General features: G+C 73.0%; 12 protein-coding genes. 8 read left to right on the forward strand and 4 right to left on the reverse strand.

What is annotated here, in order from left to right:
- Nucleotides 1-45: 45 nt before the first annotated feature.
- Entirely contained in the window at nt 46-498 is a 453-nt protein-coding gene (locus CP984_RS08985; RefSeq protein ID WP_003980830.1) for a helix-turn-helix domain-containing protein, read from the reverse strand.
- A gap of 229 nt (nt 499-727) precedes the next feature.
- Between CP984_RS08985 and CP984_RS08990 the strand changes: the two genes are divergently transcribed.
- The 8 genes from CP984_RS08990 (at nt 728) to CP984_RS09025 (ending at nt 11,026) form a co-directional block, all read left to right on the forward strand.
- Entirely contained in the window at nt 728-1,174 is a 447-nt protein-coding gene (locus tag CP984_RS08990; RefSeq protein ID WP_003980831.1) for a GntR family transcriptional regulator, read from the forward strand.
- Between the two features lie 628 nt (nt 1,175-1,802).
- The gene (locus CP984_RS08995) at nt 1,803-2,120 is read left to right on the forward strand and encodes a response regulator transcription factor (RefSeq protein ID WP_003980832.1); all 318 of its coding nucleotides are present in this window, start codon (nt 1,803-1,805) and stop codon (nt 2,118-2,120) included.
- 130 nt (nt 2,121-2,250) lie between these two features.
- Nucleotides 2,251-2,436 carry an FDLD family class I lanthipeptide gene (locus CP984_RS09000; RefSeq protein WP_030181863.1) on the forward strand — a complete coding sequence of 62 codons (186 nt, stop codon included), beginning with the start codon at nt 2,251-2,253 and terminating at the stop codon, nt 2,434-2,436.
- A 157-nt stretch (nt 2,437-2,593) separates the two neighbouring features.
- A complete protein-coding gene (locus CP984_RS09005) occupies nt 2,594-3,874 on the forward strand; it encodes a lanthionine synthetase C family protein (protein ID WP_003980834.1) in 1,281 nt (426 codons plus the stop codon).
- A gap of 5 nt (nt 3,875-3,879) precedes the next feature.
- Nucleotides 3,880-6,930: a lantibiotic dehydratase gene (locus CP984_RS09010; RefSeq protein ID WP_003980835.1), complete on the forward strand. Its 3,051-nt coding sequence runs from the start codon at nt 3,880-3,882 to the stop codon at nt 6,928-6,930.
- Nucleotides 6,927-8,711 carry an ABC transporter ATP-binding protein gene (locus CP984_RS41975; protein ID WP_003980836.1) on the forward strand — a complete coding sequence of 595 codons (1,785 nt, stop codon included), beginning with the start codon at nt 6,927-6,929 and terminating at the stop codon, nt 8,709-8,711. The genes CP984_RS09010 and CP984_RS41975 overlap by 4 nt, the downstream gene beginning before the upstream one ends.
- Nucleotides 8,712-8,721: 10 nt before the next feature.
- Entirely contained in the window at nt 8,722-9,687 is a 966-nt protein-coding gene (locus tag CP984_RS09020; RefSeq protein ID WP_003980837.1) for an LLM class flavin-dependent oxidoreductase, read from the forward strand.
- Nucleotides 9,688-9,745: 58 nt separating this feature from the next.
- Nucleotides 9,746-11,026, forward strand: a complete 1,281-nt coding sequence (locus CP984_RS09025) for an erythromycin esterase family protein (protein ID WP_003980838.1) — start codon at nt 9,746-9,748, stop codon at nt 11,024-11,026.
- A gap of 1 nt (nt 11,027) precedes the next feature.
- Here the strand turns inward: CP984_RS09025 and CP984_RS09030 are convergent, their stop codons facing one another.
- From CP984_RS09030 to CP984_RS09040, 3 genes are all read right to left on the reverse strand, one after another.
- Nucleotides 11,028-11,567 carry a hypothetical protein gene (locus CP984_RS09030; protein ID WP_003980839.1) on the reverse strand — a complete coding sequence of 180 codons (540 nt, stop codon included), beginning with the start codon at nt 11,565-11,567 and terminating at the stop codon, nt 11,028-11,030.
- Nucleotides 11,568-11,700: 133 nt separating this feature from the next.
- Nucleotides 11,701-14,298 (reverse strand): polynucleotide kinase-phosphatase, encoded by a 2,598-nt coding sequence (locus tag CP984_RS09035; RefSeq protein WP_003980840.1) that lies wholly within the window; start codon nt 14,296-14,298, stop codon nt 11,701-11,703.
- Nucleotides 14,295-15,884: a 3' terminal RNA ribose 2'-O-methyltransferase Hen1 gene (locus CP984_RS09040; RefSeq protein WP_003980841.1), complete on the reverse strand. Its 1,590-nt coding sequence runs from the start codon at nt 15,882-15,884 to the stop codon at nt 14,295-14,297. Before CP984_RS09040 ends, CP984_RS09035 begins: the two co-directional genes overlap by 4 nt.
- Between the last annotated feature and the right edge of the window lie 7 nt (nt 15,885-15,891).

Raw genomic sequence — 15,891 nt, forward strand, 5'->3', positions numbered from 1 at the left:
TACCGCTCGAATAGGCGCATTTACCGGAATCTGGCGGCCATTCGGTCAGCCGTCCTGCCGGCCCCCGCGCTCCGCCTGCTCCAGCCGGTACACCACGTCGAGCAGATCCATCACCTGCTTGCGGCGGGCCTGCGACAGCTGTCCCGCCCGGAGGACCAGCAGGCGCGCCTCGCTCCCCTGGAGCGCCTCGCCGATCCGGGCCTGTTCGGCCGCCAGGGCCGTCAGCCGCTCGTCGAGGGCCGCGCCGGCGGTGTCGTCGACGAAGTACGCCGTCGGCACGCCGAAGAAGCGGGCCAGCGCCTGGAGGTGGCGCAGCGTCGGGTTGGTCTTCTTGCCCTTGCGCAGCTGCCAGATGTAGCTCTGCGAGATCGACACCCCGGTGCCGCGGATCGCCGCGGCCACGCTCTCGTTGCTGTACTCGTGGGCGGGGTCCGGCCGCACGCTCGCGAAGAGCCGGTTCAGCTTCGCGGAGAGACTGCGCTCCGCGTCCTCGGGCATGGGGTCCACCCTTCGGCCTGGGCCGCCGTTTCCACTGAGGTGAAATGGCGCTGGGCAACTTTGTCGGAACTGGTTGAAGAGCGTCAAGCCCCGGGCTACGGTACGGCCTACCCCGGCCTCGACTGAGGTGAAAGCCCGTCTCTTCGAGGGATCGACACAGGTCTATACCCGACCCGGGGACCGGCACCGGCCGGGCGGCGACCCGCACCCAGAACGGAGATCACCGGACATGTCACTGGCTCCCGACCCGGCCGCCGTCCGCCCGCCGAACGGCGAGACGGCCTTACCGCTCTACGCCCGGATCAGGGCGAAACTCAGAATGGACATCGCCTCGGGCCACTACGCCCAAGGCGATCAGCTTCCCCCGGCGGAGCAGCTGGCCAGGAAATACGGGGCCAACAAGAACACGATCCTGCGGGCCCTGCGCATGCTGCGCAGCGAGGGGGTCATCGACTTCGGCCGGGGGCGCGGCGCGGTGGTGCTGCACTCCTTCAGCCCGGTGCATATCGACGACATCTGCGCGCAGTTGCAGCGGGTGGTCAACCTGGCGGACGCCTCCGGAATTTCGCGGTCCGCCGTGATCTCCTCCATCGAGCGGATGCCGCGGGTCACGGCGCGGAACGTGCGTACCCAGCGCGGGCCGCTGACCACACGGCCGCCGCAACGGCTGACGTGATGAATGTCGTCCTGTACATGACTAATCGGAAAGGGGAATTCCGCGGAATGCGCGCCGACCGCCGATGGTGCCACGGAAGCCTCTGCGGAGCGTGAGCAAGAAACCAGGAAAGCCACACCGATCGACCTCACCGGAGGTACCGGTTCCACCCCCCGTACCCGCTGGTGACAGCCCCTGCCGGACGCTGCGCGACGATCTGTCGGGCGCGGCGACACACCGTGTTGGGGCCCGGTGGAGACTTGATCGTTCCTTGACCATTGGCGACGATTTTCCGCAGCGGCCCGCGATTCCCGGAACGGAACGCCTTTCCGGCGGGACCGGCGCGTCGGGAAACGAGGATTATGGCGGGGCGGAAACAGGGCGAAACACGGTGAAGGGCAACTCGCGCTGCTGGGGAAGCGCAAGCTGTCTTCGCCGCACCGGCGACCGGCCGGCGCACACCGCCGCGTAAGCCGGTCCGGACGGCCCCGGCGCACGCGACCGCCCGGCCGTCCGCCCGCGCCCTTCGCGCCGTCGCCCGCCGACGCGCAGCCGTCCCGCGGCCCTCCCGCGTCCGCTCTCTTCCGCGCCGCCCGACCACCAGCACCTTTCGCATGCCCCGTCCGGCAGACAGGAGCGTTGCAGCACCGTGAGCGACTTCGGCACACCCATGCCCGGCCCCGCGCGCGCGGCGGGCGAACCGCACTGGAAACCGTCTCTGGGAAAGGTCGGACGGCTCACCCCGCGCGAACGGGAGACCTTTCTCCTGCTCGCCGAGGGACTGTCCAACGAGTCGATGGCGCGACGGCTCTACGTCACCGAAAGGACCGTACGCGCCCATGTCGCCGCGGTCATGGCCAAGCTCGAACTCGATTCGCGGCTGGCCGCCTGCCTGGCGTCGTACGCCTTCGCCGTACACAGCTGTACCGGCAGGTGTCCGGGGATGCTGGCCGCATCGCATTCCTGATACCGCCGAATACTGTCGCCGCGGCCAATGGAGGCGGCCGGGGCGGCCCGACAGAATTTCTTTCGCACCGGGAAAGAACCGGCGCACCCGGCGCATTCCCGCCGGGGAAAGGCATGTGAAAGGAATGAAGATGTCGGACGCATTCGACCTGGACGCGCAGATCTCCACCCCCGCCGGCCCCACCGGGGAGCAGGCGCCCACGCCGTCCATCTCCTCGATCGCCACCCGCACGGTCTGCACCAAGGTCGGCTGCAAGGTCACCAAGACCTGCGCCTGCACCTCGATGTGCACGATCTTCTGCGTGGCCCCCAAGTAATCGCAGGCTGAACGCATGACGGGTGCTGCCGTGGTGCAGTCACGGCAGCACCCCGTCCTCGCGGAGTGCGCGCAGCACGCCGAACAGACAGGAACCGACCATGCAACTCGCTCCTCACGATAGCGGCACCTGGGTTCGCACGGCAGACGCCGGACTCGTGCGGCGCGCGCATGCCGCCGTCCGGCACGTCGTGGCCGCGACCACGACCACCGCGCAGGTCGACGACCTCGTGGTGCGCGCCGCCGAGCAGAGCGGTACTTGGGGCGGCTGGTACCCGCCGGGCCTCGCCCAGGGCCAGGCCGGCCTGGCGCTGCTCCACCTGTACGCCGCGCGGGCCGGGCTGGGCGCTCTCGACACCGCCTGCGGCCACATCCGCGAGGCGGTGCTGTCCACCCAGGTCGAACCCCTGGAGTTCCATGCCCTGTTCGCCGGCACCAGCGGCCTGGCCTTCGCGCTCGCGGACGTCACCCGCGACGAACCCCGTTTCGGCCCCAGCCTGGACCGGATGCACGAGCGCCTCGCCGACCAGGTCCTCGCCGCTCCCCCGCACCGCACCGAACGGGCCGTCAGCGACCTGGACTACGACCTCGTCACCGGGGCGTCCGGAACCCTCGTCCACCTCAGCTCCGTCGCCGCCCCCGGCGAGCGGGTCGCCGAGGCCGCCGCCGCGCTCGCCGACTACCTGATCTGGCTCGCGGGGCCCGCGGAGACCGACGGCACTCCGCGCCGCTGGCTCATCACCCCCGCGTACTACCCGCCGGTCGGCGACTACCACGCGAAGTATCCGCACGGCTATCTGAACCTGGGCCTGTCGCACGGCGTGCCGGGCGTGGCCGCGGCGCTCGCCGCCGCCTGGGAGGCGGGGCACCGCCGTCCCGGCCACCTGGAGGCCCTGGACACGCTCACCCGCTGGGTCCGTGACCAGGCGGGCTTCGACGCATACGGCCCCACCTGGAGCGACGGTACGCCCGTCGACGAACACGGCCGGGAGGGGACGGCCGGGTGCGGGCACGACCGGATCGCCTGGTGCTACGGCGCCGCGGGCGTGGCCGGCGCGCTCCTGACCGTCGCCTCGGCCATCGACGACGACGAGCTACGCACCGCCGCCGTCCGGGCCTTCGACGGAGTGCTGGCCCGTGCCGAGCACATCCGGCCGCTGTCGCCCACGCTGTGCCACGGCCTCGCCGGACTGGTCATGCTCACCCTGGACTTCGCGCCCTGGAGCCCGGCCGCCCGCGACCGGCTGCCGCGGCTGGTCGGGCAGTTGCTCGACGCGTACGCCCCGGACCGGCCGCTCGGCTTCGCCGACGTGGAGGAGCCCGGCCGTCCCGTCGACGACCCGGGGCTGCTCACCGGCGCCGCCGGCGTCGCCCTCACCCTGCTCGCCGCCGTCGGTGACCAGCGGCCGCACTGGTTCCGCGCCTTCCTCGCCCGGTGATGCCGATGCCCCTGTACGAGCCTGCCGGCTTCTTCCTCCTGCGGTCCCCGGTCCTGCCGGCCCGCACCTGCCTCGATGTCACCGAGGACCCCGCCCGCACCCCGGAGGCGCTGCTCGCGCTCGCCCGGCGTCCCGATGTCGAACGCGCCCTGCTGATCGCGAGCGAGGACCTGTCCGCCGGCCTCGACCGTCTGGACAGCCTCGGCGAGAAACGCACCCGGCGCCTGCACTCCGGGCTGCTGCGCTATGTGACGCGGATGGCGACCAGGCCCACGCCGTTCGGCGCGTTCTCGGGTGTGGCCATGGGCGAGTTCGGTGACAAGACCTCGGCCCGGCTCGGCGGGCCCGGGGAGCACCGCGTCCGGGTGCGCGCCGACATGGGCTGGCTGCTCGCCCTGATCGAGCGCCTGGAGGACGACCCGGCTGTTCTCCGGCAGCTGCACCTGGTCCTCAACCCCATGGCGCACCGCGCGGGCGACCGCTTCGTCCTGCCGCAGGCCGACAAGTACGGCCGGCACGACGAGCGCGCCGTGCGCATCCGGGCCACGCCCGCCGTGGACCTGGTCGTACGGAGCGCGGCCGTGCCCGTTCCGTACGAGCGGCTCACCGCCGAACTGTCGGCCGCCTTCCCCGAGGTGCCGGCCGAACGCGTGGACAGCCTCGTACAGCAGATGTGGGACCTCGGCTTCCTTACCGGGGACCTGCGGCCCCCGCAGACCGCGGAGCGGCCCGAGCTGCACGTCCTGAAGAAGCTCACGGGTGTCCCGGCCGCCGCGCACACTGCCGAGCGGCTGCGCGAGGTCGCCGACCTGGCCGACCGTACGCACACCACCGAGTCGCTGCGCCGCCTCGAAGCCGCTCAGCGCGAGCTGGTCCAGGACTTCAAGGGGCGGACCTACCAGGCCGACACTGCCGTGGAGCTGCGCGACCCCGTCCTGAACGCCTCGATCGGGGAAGCGGCCGCCGACGCGGTGGGTGTACTGATCCGGCTCAGCGCGGCCCACAACACACACAGCCACCTCACCCGCTACCGCGAGGAGTTCAGCGAGCGCTACGGCGCCGGGACACGCGTGCCGGTCCTCAGCCTGCTCAGCCCCGACACCGGACTGGACGCCCCGCCCACGTACACCAACCCGCCCCGCAGCATCGCCCTGCCGCCCACCCCTCCCGACGACACCTCCCACCTGGACGGCCTGCTCGTCGAGTTCGCCCAGCAGGCGTGGTGGGACCGTGCCACCGAGGTCGAGCTGACCGATGCCTGGCTGGACCGGCTCGCCCCGGCCGGGCCCGTACCGGACCCGCCCCCGGTCATGGAGGCGTACCTCCAGGTCCACGCCGCCGACCGGGAGGCCGTCGACCGCGGGGAGTGGCGCGGCGTGCTGCGCTCGGACAGCCTCACCTACGGCGGGCGCACCTACGGGCGCTTCAGCGACGTGCTCGGCGAGGCGGCCGTGGACCGGCTGCGCGCCTACGCCCGGCGCGAGGAAGCCCTCTTCCCCGATGTCGCCTACGCGGAGCTGGCGTTCCTGCCGCCCTACGGACGCGCCGCCAACGTCACGCTGCGCCCCGCCATCCGGCCGTACGAGATCGCCGTCAACACGACTCCGTCGGTCGCCCCTGACCAGGTCATCGCGCTGGACGACATCCTCGTCGGCGTCAGCGACGACCGGTTCCACCTGTGGTCGCGGCGGCTGGACCGGGAGATCGTCGTCGCCCAGCACCACATGCTCAGCCCCAGCCTGGCGCCGAACGTGGCGCGCTTCCTGATCGAGGTGTCGCACGACGGCTGCGTGCTGCCGACCGGGTTCCACTGGGGCCCGGCGGAGGTGGCGCCGTTCCTGCCGCGGGTGGTGCGTGGCCGGATGGTTCTGCGGCCGGCGCAGTGGCGGCTCACGGCGGGCTCGGCCGACGACCTCGACGGCTGGCGCACACGCTGGCGCGTGCCGCGCCACGTCTACCTCGTCGACGCCGACCAGCGGCTGCTGCTCGACCTCGACCACCCCCTGTACCGCGCCGAACTCGAACAGGAACTGCGCAAGCAGCGCGCGCTCGTCCTCCACGAGATGCTGCCGGACTTCGACGGCATGTGGCTCCAGGACGGCGACGGCGAGCGCTACGCCACCGAGATCGTCGTACCGGTCGTGACCCGCGACGCCGTACGGACCACCCGCCGCCCCGTGCCGCGGCAGCGGCGGGAGGTTCCCGTGGAGCGCCATGTGCCGGGCGGCGCATGGACCTTCCTCAAGGTCTACGCGGCCCCCGAGCGGCAGGACGAGATCGTCACCGGCCCCCTGCGCGACCTCGTCGCCGAACTGCGCGGCCAGGACGTGCTGGACCGCTGGTTCTACCTCCGCTACGCCGACCCGTTCCCCCACCTGCGGCTGCGCGTACGCGGCACGGACGCGGACCAGGTGCTCACCCGCGTCACGGCGTGGGGCCGGGACCTGGTGGGCCAGGGGCTCGCCCGGGACATCGAGATCGCCGGCTACGCGCCGGAGATCGCCCGCTACGGCGGCCCGGAGACCTTCGACGCGGTCGAGCGGCTGTTCCAGGCCAACAGCGAGGCCACCGCCGAACTCCTGTCGCTGCGCCTCGGCATGGAGCCGGAGTTCCTGGCCATGGCCGCGCTGGACACCCTGTACGCGCAGTGGGGCGTCGAGCCGTCCCGGCGCGCCGGTCAGAGCGGCCAGGACGAGTCGCGCGTACGCGAGACCCGGGGCCTGTTCCGGGGCAACCGGGCCTACCTGTGCGAACTCCTCAGTCCCTGGGACCGCGCCCCCCACGAGGAGGGCAGGGCCCACCGGGAACTGCTCGCCGGTGTCCTCGCGGCCCAGGCGCCCGCCGTGGCGCGGGCGGCCGAGGCCGTGCGCGCGGCGGACCGCGAAGGCGCCCTGGTCGGCTCGGCGGACCAGATCCTCGCGAGCCTGGCGCACATGCAGGTTAACCGGCTGCTGCCGATCGACCTGGACCGCGAGGCGCGCGTCCACGCGCTGTGGGGCCAGGTGCTGCACGCGATCCGTGGCCGGATGGCCGCCACCGTCGAGGAGGAACGATGATCTGGCTGCGTGTCATCGGGCTGTTCTGGCGGCTCAGCCCGCTGCGGGTGTCCGCCTTCACGGCCGTGTCCGTGCTGGTCGCCCTCGTCCCGGCCGTACAGATCGGGCTCGTGGCCGCGACCGTGCAGGGCGTGGCCGACGCCGTCGCCGGTGACCCGGGGGCCGGCCGGGCGGCGCTGCTCGCGGGCGGCGGCCTGATGGCGGCCGGCTTCGCCAACCATCTGCTGGGGACGTGCCAGCAGTACCTCGACACGCTGCTGCGGCTCGAACTCACCGCGCGGGTGGGCGAGTGGGTGATGCGCAAGGGCACCCTGCTCGACCTCCAGCAGTACGAGGACGCCGAGATCTACGACAAGATGCAGCGCGCCTTCCAGGAGAGCAACGGAGGCCGCGTCTACCAGGTCTTCACCCAGCTCCTGGAGTCCGTCAGGGAACTGCTCACCCTGGCGACCGTCAGCGCCGTGCTGTTCTCGTGGAACCCCTGGATCGCGCTGGTCATCCTGCTCTCTCCGGTCCCGTCGGTGATCTCGTACATGTTCTTCAGCCACCAGGCGTACGAGATCGAGTACGACCGGGCCGCCGACCGGCGCCGCCTGTACTACTACCAGCACCTGGCGACCACCGACCATTCGTACAAGGAGATCCGGCTCTTCCAGCTCGGCCCGCACCTCCTGAACCTCTACACCCGCCTCGTGCGCACCTTCTTCGACGTAGACCGGCGGCTGGCGCGCCGTCAGTCGCTGCTCGGCGGCGCGCTCGGCTTCCTCAGCGTCGCCGCCTCGTCCGGCGCCGTCCTGTGGGCCGTCCACTCCACGACCAGCCTCGGCCAGGTCGGGCAGCTCGCCGGGTACCTCCAGGCGGTCGGCTCGGTCCAGGTGTCCGCGCACGGTCTGCTGCTCGGTATCGCGGCCCTCTACAAGGACAGTCTCTTCCTCGGGAACCTCTTCGACTTCTTCGCGCTGCCCGAGCGGCAGCTCAAGGGAGGCACCCGGCCCTTTCCGGCCAAGATCACCAAGGGCATCGAGTTCCGCGACGTGCGCTTCGTCTACCCCGGCACCGACCGGGTCGTCCTGGACGGCGTCAGCTTCACCATCCCCGCGGGCCGGTGCGTCGCCCTGGTGGGGCAGAACGGCGCGGGCAAGACCACCCTCGTCAAGCTGCTCACCCGCCTCTACGAGCCGACCAGCGGCCAGATCCTCGTGGACGACGTGCCGATCGAGGAGTACGACCTCGACGACCTGCAACGCCAGATGGGCGTCATCTTCCAGGACTTCATCCGGTACGAGCTGCCGGTGCGCGACAACATCGGCTTCGGCCGCATCGAGGCCCGCGACGACACCGCGCGCGTCGCCGAGGCCGCCGAGGCCGCCGGCGCCGCCGGGATCGTGGCGTCACTGCCGCGCACGTACGACACCATGCTCGGCCGCCACTTCGAGGACGGCCACCAGCTCTCCGGCGGCCAGTGGCAGAAGATCGCCCTCAGCCGGGCCTTCATGCGGCGGGCGCCCGTCGTCGTCCTGGACGAGCCGACGGCCGCCATCGATGCGGAGGCCGAGGCGGAGATCTTCACCCGGCTCCGCGACATCGCCCGCGGCGCGACCTCCCTCGTCATCGCCCACCGCTTCTCCACGGTCCGGATGGCGGACCAGATCGTCGTCATGGAGAACGGCAAGGTGATCGAGACCGGTGTGCACGAGGAACTCGTCCGGGCCGACGGCGTCTACGCCCGGCTCTTCCATCTCCAGGCATCGGGGTACCTGACCGAAGCCGCGTCCCGTTAGAGGCCCAGGTATGCGCGTCTCCGTCCTGTTCCCCGTCATGCCCACCGACCCCGAAGCCGTGGTCCCTTTCGCCTCATTGGTGCGCTCCGGGCAGGCCGCCCGCCTGTGGCAGGGCCAGTCCCTGAGCGCGGACACCCACCAGGTGTTCGCCTACCTGGCCGGCCGGGGCTACCGCGTTCCGGTCGGCACCGGCGTCGTCCTGATGCCGCTGCGGCACCCGGTGGACGCCGCGGTCCAGGCCCGCTCGCTCGCCCGGCTCACGGGGCAGCCGATGGTCCTCGGCCTCGGCCCCGCGACGCCCGACTTCGTCACCGGCCTGCACGGCAAGCCGTACGACAGTCCGCGTGACGCCTGCCTCTCCTACCTCACGGAGGTACGGCGCCTGCTCGACGCGGAGACACCGGGCGGTGCGGGCACCGTCGGCCTGCCGGGCATGCCACACCCGGGCGTGGAGGTGGGACTCGGCGTCCTGCGGCCGGTGCTCGCGCACGCGGCGGGGCGGGCGGCCGACGTGGCGATCAGCTGGATGACGCCGCCCGGATACGTACGGGACACCCTGCTGCCCGCCATGGCCCGGGGCGCGGCCGCGGCGGACCGGGCCCGGCCCCGCATGGTGACCGTGGTGCACGCCGCGGTCGACCGTCCGCACCGCATCCCGTACCGGCTCGCGTACACCGCCGCGCACGCCCACCTCGCCGGGCCGCACTACACCGACATGCTGCGCCGCGCCGGCCTGCGGGTGCACCACAGCCAGCCGAATCTGGGCGCCCGCGCCCTGGTCGACTCCGGCACTTTTGTGTACGGATCGCCCCAGGACATCGCGGCACAGTTGGCCGAATACGGTCGGGCGGGCGTGGACGAAGTTGTCGTCAATACCGCCGGCGTGTATTCCGAGCATGGTCATCCGGACGCCGTACGCGACCTCCAGGACATCCTCGCGGCGTGCCGGGAGCAGCAGCCGGCACCCGTTCCCTGACGGTCCACGGTCCCGCCGGGGTTCCGCCCGATCGCCCGCAGACAGGAGAAGCACGACGGTGCCCGACGACATCGCGCGCTGGCTCACCGAGCACGCCAGGCCCCTCGACGCGCTGGAACCGGGCACGCCCCACCGGGATCTCGGACCGCTGGGCGACGCCCTGCGCGGCGTACGCATCGTGGGCCTCGGCGAATCCACCCACGGCACGCACGAGTTCTTCCGGCTCAAGCACCGGCTGGTGGAGTTCCTGGTGCGTGAGGAGGGCTTCACCGTCCTCGCCATGGAAGCCAGCGCGTCCGCCGCCCGCGCCCTGGACGCCTACGTACGCCACGGCACCGGGGACCCCCGCCGCCTGATCAGCCGGCTGGGGTTCTGGACCTGGCGCACCGCGGAGATGCTCGATCTGGTCGAGTGGCTGCGGGCCCACAACGAGGGCCTGCCCGAGGAGCGGCGGGTGCGTTTCGTCGGTACGGACCCGCAGCGCTGCGCCGATTCGGTCGCGGCGGTCAGCGCGTTCCTGGGCCGGACGGCGCCCGAGCGGGCGGCGGAGGTACGCGACCTGGAGGTGCTGGCGCAGGCCCGCCCCGCCTCCCGGCCCGACCTGCGGGGCACCCTCGTGCACCGCGCCGAGGCACTCGCCGACCTCATCGCCGGCCACCGGCAGACGTTCACCGAGCGGCTCGCGGCGGACGGCGAGGACGGCACCCGGACACCGGCGGCGGCGGTCGACGACGTCCTGGAGCACGCGCGCATCCTCGTCCGCGCCGCCGACCTGGTGACCCGCTCCCCCGACCAGCCGTCGGGGGAGGACAGCGTGTTCGCCGTACGCGACCGCTACATGGCCGACGCCGTGGCGCGCCTGGTCGACACCAACCCGCAGGCGCGCGTCATGGTCTGGGCGCACAACGGGCACATAGCGAAGAGCACGTACGGCGCGGGAGTGCCCGCGCTCGGCAGCAGACTCCGCACCCGCTACGGCGACGCCTACTACGCGCTGGCCCTCCTCTTCGGCAAGGGCTCCTTCCTCGCCCGCCGCGGCACCGACGTCCACGGCCCGCCGCTCCGGCACCGGATCGGCACCGGCACCCGGTCGGTCGAGGCGCGGTTCGCCCACGCCGTGCCCGGTGACTTCTACATCGACCTGACCGCGGACGGATCACCACCCGAGGACGCGCGGTGGCTGCGGTCGGCGCAGGCCCAGCGCAGCTTCGGCGCCAACGTGCCCCGGTTCGCCTACCGGTTCAACGTGGCGCCGCTGGTACCGGCCGAGGACTACGACGGCATCGCGTTCGTCGCCCGCTCGACGTGCTCCCGGGTGCTGCCGCCGGTGGAGCGCTGAGTCAGAAGAAGGTGCCGAGGACCGCGTCCCAGGCCAGCTTCCACATCGGTTCCGCTCCGGTACCGAAGGCGGCGGCGAGCGCGTAGCCCACGGACGCGTCGTACGGCACCGGGGCGGCGCCCTTCTCCCACTCGGCCGTCACGCGCCCGTCCCCGGTCGACGTCAGGACGCCCAGGAGCGTGCCTTCGCGCAGCAGGCGGCTGGTGCCGAGCGATACCGGGACCAGACGGTGGCCGTAGCCCGCGGTGGCCGCGGCTCCCGGGCCTTTCCGGGCCACGTCCACCCGGTAGGACTTGCGCGTCAGGAAGCCCTTGGCCGGGCGGAGGTCGACAGCAACCCCGTCGACGCTCATGGCCAGCCGTTCCGGATCACGCGTGCCGATCGGCACATGGCTCTCCAGGGGCGTACCGGCGGCCCGCCGTATCTCAGTCCGCGGCACGCCGTCGCCGCCCACGGCCAGCGTCCCGGCCTCGTGGTCGAGTTCGATACCGACCGCGCCGAAGAGCGCGTCCTCGGCGGAGACGTACGAGAACGGGTGCATCAACAACTCCTCGCCCGGCGGCCCCCGCCGTCCGTGTCGATCTTCGAACCCCAGCATCCGGCAACCGGCCGGGCGAGGGCTCCATACCGGCCACGGCCGGGCCCGGCCGTACTCGACCGGGCCCGGCCCCGCCCTACAACCGCGGATCCACCGGCTCCGACTCCAGCGCCAGCACGGCGAAGACCGCCTCGTGCACTCGCCACAGGGGCTCGCCGTCGGCCAGCCGGTCCAGTGCCTCCAGGCCGAGGGCGTACTCGCGCAGGGCGAGGGAGCGCTTGTGGCCGAGGTGGCGGACACGCAGCCGCTCCAGGTTCTCCGGGCGGGTGTACTCCGGGCCGTAGATGATGCGCAGGTACTCCCGGCCGCGGCACTTGACGCCGGGCTGCACCAGCCGTCCGTCGCCCTTGCGCACCAGCGCGCCCAGCGGCTTGACGACCATGCCCTCGCCGCCGTCGGCGGTCAGGTCCAGCCACCACTGGACGCCCGCCGCGACCGACGCCTCGTCCTCCGTGTCGACGACCAGGCGGCCGGTGCGCCGCAGCAGGCCCGTACCGTCGTGTTCGACGAGGCGGTCCAGCCAGGCCAGCTGCTCGTCGTGCGGTACGGCAGCCAGGCTGCGGCCCGGCGCGGCCAGGATCTGGAACGGTGCGAGCCGTGCGCCCTCCAGGCCGTCCACCGGCCAGCAGTAACGCCGGTACGCCTCGGTGAACGCGGCGGCGTCCGCGGCCCGTTCCCGCTGGCGCGCCAGCAGGTCCGGTACCTCCACGCCGCGGGCCGCGGCGGCCTCCAGCGCGTCCAGCGCCCCGGGGAAGGCCGCGCCGGACGCCGCGCCGACCGCCGCGTACTGCCCGCGCAGCAGCCCCGCCGCCTTCAGCGACCACGGCAGCAGTTCGGCGTCGAGCAGCAGCCAGTGCCCGGAGCCGGACGCCGTGGGGTCGGCCAGCTCCTCCCACAGGCCCGCGCCCTCCGCGGCTTCCCGTACGGACTTCAGCACCTGCTCGGTCAGAGCCGGGTCGTCGAAGAACGGGCGCCCGGTACGGGTGTAGACGGCGCCGCTCACGCCCGCCGCCGCGCCGAACCGCTCCCGCGCCGTCGCCTCGTCGCGGCACACCAGGACCACGGCCCGCGAGCCCATGTGCTTCTCCTCGCACACGACCTCCCGCACCCCGTCCGCCCGGTAGGCCGCGAACGCCTCGGCCGGGTGCTCCAGGTAGCCGTCCTCCCTGGAGGTCGCGCAGGGCGCCATCGTCGGCGGGAGGTACGGCAGCAGCCGCGGGTCGGCCGCGAACCGGCTCATCACCTCCAGGGCCGCCGCCGCGTTCTCCTCCTTGACCGCGACCCGGCCCATGTGGCGCGTCTCCACGACCCGCCGCCCGGCGACGTCGGCCAGGTCCAGCGGCCGCCCGTCAGCGCCGCCCGGCGCCTCGGTGGCCAGCGGCTTGGACGGCTCGTACCAGACCCGCTCGGCCGGTACGTCGACCAGTTCGCGCTCCGGCCAGCGCAGCGCCGTCATCCGGCCGCCGAAGACGCAGCCGGTGTCCAGGCAGATGGTGTTGTTCAGCCAGCTCGCGCGCGGGGCGGGGGTGTGCCCGTAGACCACGGCGGCGCGGCCCCGGTACTCCTCGGCCCACGGGTAGCGCACCGGCAGCCCGAACTCGTCGGTCTCGCCGGTCGTGTCGCCGTACAGCGCGAAGGACCGTACCCGCCCGGACGTGCGCCCGTGGTACTTCTCCGGCAGCCCGGCGTGGCTGACCACCAGCGACCCGCCGTCGAGCACGTAGTGGCTGACCAGGCCGTCGATGAAGGCCGCGACCTCGCCGCGGAACGCCTCGTCCTCCCGCTCCAGCTGGGCGACGGTCTCGGCGAGCCCGTGGCTGTGCTGCACCTTGCGGCCCTTGAGGTAGCGGCCGAGCTTGTTCTCGTGGTTGCCCGGTACGCACAGCGCGTGCCCGGCGGCGACCATGCCCATCACCAGGCGCAGCACACCGGGGCTGTCCGGGCCGCGGTCGACCAGGTCGCCGACGAAGACCGCGGTACGGCCCTGCGGGTGCCGGGCGTCCACGGGGCGGCCGAGCGCGTCCCGCTCGATGTCGTACCCCAGGCGCCCGAGCAGCGTCTCCAGCTCGGAGCGGCAGCCGTGGATGTCGCCGACGATGTCGAACGGGCCGGTCAGGTGCCGCAGGTCGTTGAAGCGCCGCTCGGTGACGAGCTCCGCCGCCTCGACCTGCTCCACGCCCTTGAGCACATGCACCTTACGGAAGCCCTCGCGCTCCAAGTGGCGCAGCGAGCGCCGCAGTTCGCGCTGGTGGCGCTGGATGACGCGGAGCGGCAGCCCGGCACGGTCCGCGCGGGCCGCGTTGCGCTCGGCACACACCTCCTCGGGCAGGTCCAGGACGATGGCCACCGGCAGCACGTCGTGCTCGCGGGCCAGCTTCACCAGCTGGGCGCGCGCCTCGCGCTGCACGTTCGTGGCGTCGACGACGGTCCGCCGGCCGGCCGCGAGCCGCTTGCCCGCGATGTAGTGCAGCACGTCGAAGGCGTCGCCGCTGGCGCTCTGGTCGTTCTCGTCGTCGCTGACCAGCCCGCGGCAGAAGTCCGAGGAGAGAACCTCGGTGGGCTTGAAGTGCCGGGCGGCGAACGTGGACTTGCCGGAGCCGGTGGCGCCGATGAGCGCCACCAGGCACAGGTCGGGGACGCCCAGCGGGCGGCGGACGGAAGAAGCGTCGGTCATGCCTGGGCCTCCTTTGCGGGGGTGAGGGCGGTCGTGGGTACGGAAGCGGGCCGGGCGGGCGCGGGTACGGACACGCGGTCCGCCGCCAGACGGAAGTGCGCCAGCTGGGTCGGCGGCCCCACCTCGGGGTCGTCCGGGCCCACGGGCCGGAACTCCACCTCGTACCCGTGCCGCTCCGCCACCTCCCCGGACCACGCCCGGAACTCCTCCCGCGTCCACTCGAAGCGGTGGTCGCGGTGGCGTACGTGCCCGGCGGGCAGCGACTCCCAGCGCACGTTGTACTCGACGTTCGGCGTCGTCACCACGACCGAACGGGGCCGGGCCGCGCCGAAGACCGCGTACTCCAGCGCGGACAGCCGTGGCGGGTCGACGTGCTCGACGACCTCGCTGAGCACGGCCGCGTCGTACCCCTTCAGCCGGGCGTCGGTATACGCGAGCGAGCCCTGCACCAGGCGCAGCCGCTCGGACTGCCGCTCGGGCATCCGGTCCAGCCGCAGCCGGCGCCGCGTCTCCTGGAGCGCGCGCATCGACACGTCCAGGCCGACGATGTCGGTGAACCGCGGCTCCTTGAGCAGGTCACCCAGCAACTGGCCCTGCCCGCAGCCCAGGTCGAGCACCCGCGCCGCCTTCACCTCGCGCAGCACACCGAGGATCGCGGCCCGCCGCTGCACGGCCAGGGGGACGGGCCGCTCCCCGGTTCCGCCCGCCTGCTCCGTGGCCTCGGCCGGCTCCGCCGCTTCCGTACCGGCCGGCTCCCCGGCCTCGGTTTCCAACGACTCCTCGACCGCGTTGTCGATCTCCTCGGCGGCCGTGTCGTCCGCCTCGGCGAGCCGGGCCAGCTCCAGCCGCTCCAGCGCGTCGCGCGTCAGCGACCAGCGGCGGGCGAGGTAGCGGCCGGTGATCAGCTTCTGTTCCGGATGGTCCGCCAGCCAGCCCTCGCCGGCCCGCAGCAGCTTGTCGACCTCGTCGGGCGCGACCCAGTAGTGCTTGGCGTCGTCCAGCACCGGCAGCAGCACATACAGGTGCCGCAGCGCCTCCGCGACCGTGTGCTCGCCCTCCAGGCCGAGCCGTACGTACCGCGAGTCGCCCCACTCCGGGAACGTCGCGTCCAGCGGCACCGGCTCGGCCCGTACCGTCCACCCCAGCGGCTCGAACAGCCGGCGCACCAGCTCGGCGCCGCCGCGCGCGGGCACCGCGGGCAGATCGAGGCGCAGCGGCCGCGGCTGCGCGGGCAGTTCGGGGCGCGCCTTGCACTGCCCCTTGAGCGCGCTCGCGAAGACCGTGCTCAGGGCCACGGCCAGCAGCGAAGAGGCCGCGTACGGGCGGTCGTTGACGTACTGCGCGAGCGCCGAGTCGGGCGCGCCGCCCCGGCCCTTCCCCCGGCCGCGCCGCACCAGCGCGACCGGATCCACCTCCAGGAGCAGCGCGGCCGTGCACCGGCCGTCGTCCGCTTCCGGGTAGAACACATGGGCCGTGCCGTACGCCGTCGAGAACGCCTGCGCCTTGCCGGGGTGCTTGTGCAGCAGAAACCCGAGGTCGGTCGCGGGGCGCCCGTCGCTGCCGGTGGTCGTTATCGTCAGGAACACGCGTACG

It is taken from the genome of Streptomyces rimosus (assembly GCF_008704655.1).
In the GTDB taxonomy this organism is placed as follows: Bacteria; Actinomycetota; Actinomycetes; order Streptomycetales; family Streptomycetaceae; genus Streptomyces; species Streptomyces rimosus.

Excerpts from the sequence above, each read along its gene's own strand:
- CP984_RS08985 (WP_003980830.1), bottom strand. The coding sequence starts at position 498 with ATGCCCGAGGACGCGGAGCGCAGTCTCTCCGCGAAGCTGAACCGGCTC.
- CP984_RS08990 (WP_003980831.1), top strand. The coding sequence starts at position 728 with ATGTCACTGGCTCCCGACCCGGCCGCCGTCCGCCCGCCGAACGGCGAG.
- CP984_RS09000 (WP_030181863.1), top strand. The coding sequence starts at position 2,251 with ATGTCGGACGCATTCGACCTGGACGCGCAGATCTCCACCCCCGCCGGC.
- CP984_RS09010 (WP_003980835.1), top strand. The coding sequence starts at position 3,880 with ATGCCCCTGTACGAGCCTGCCGGCTTCTTCCTCCTGCGGTCCCCGGTC.
- CP984_RS41975 (WP_003980836.1), top strand. The coding sequence starts at position 6,927 with ATGATCTGGCTGCGTGTCATCGGGCTGTTCTGGCGGCTCAGCCCGCTG.
- CP984_RS09020 (WP_003980837.1), top strand. The coding sequence starts at position 8,722 with ATGCGCGTCTCCGTCCTGTTCCCCGTCATGCCCACCGACCCCGAAGCC.
- CP984_RS09030 (WP_003980839.1), bottom strand. The coding sequence starts at position 11,567 with ATGCACCCGTTCTCGTACGTCTCCGCCGAGGACGCGCTCTTCGGCGCG.
- CP984_RS09035 (WP_003980840.1), bottom strand. The coding sequence starts at position 14,298 with ATGACCGACGCTTCTTCCGTCCGCCGCCCGCTGGGCGTCCCCGACCTG.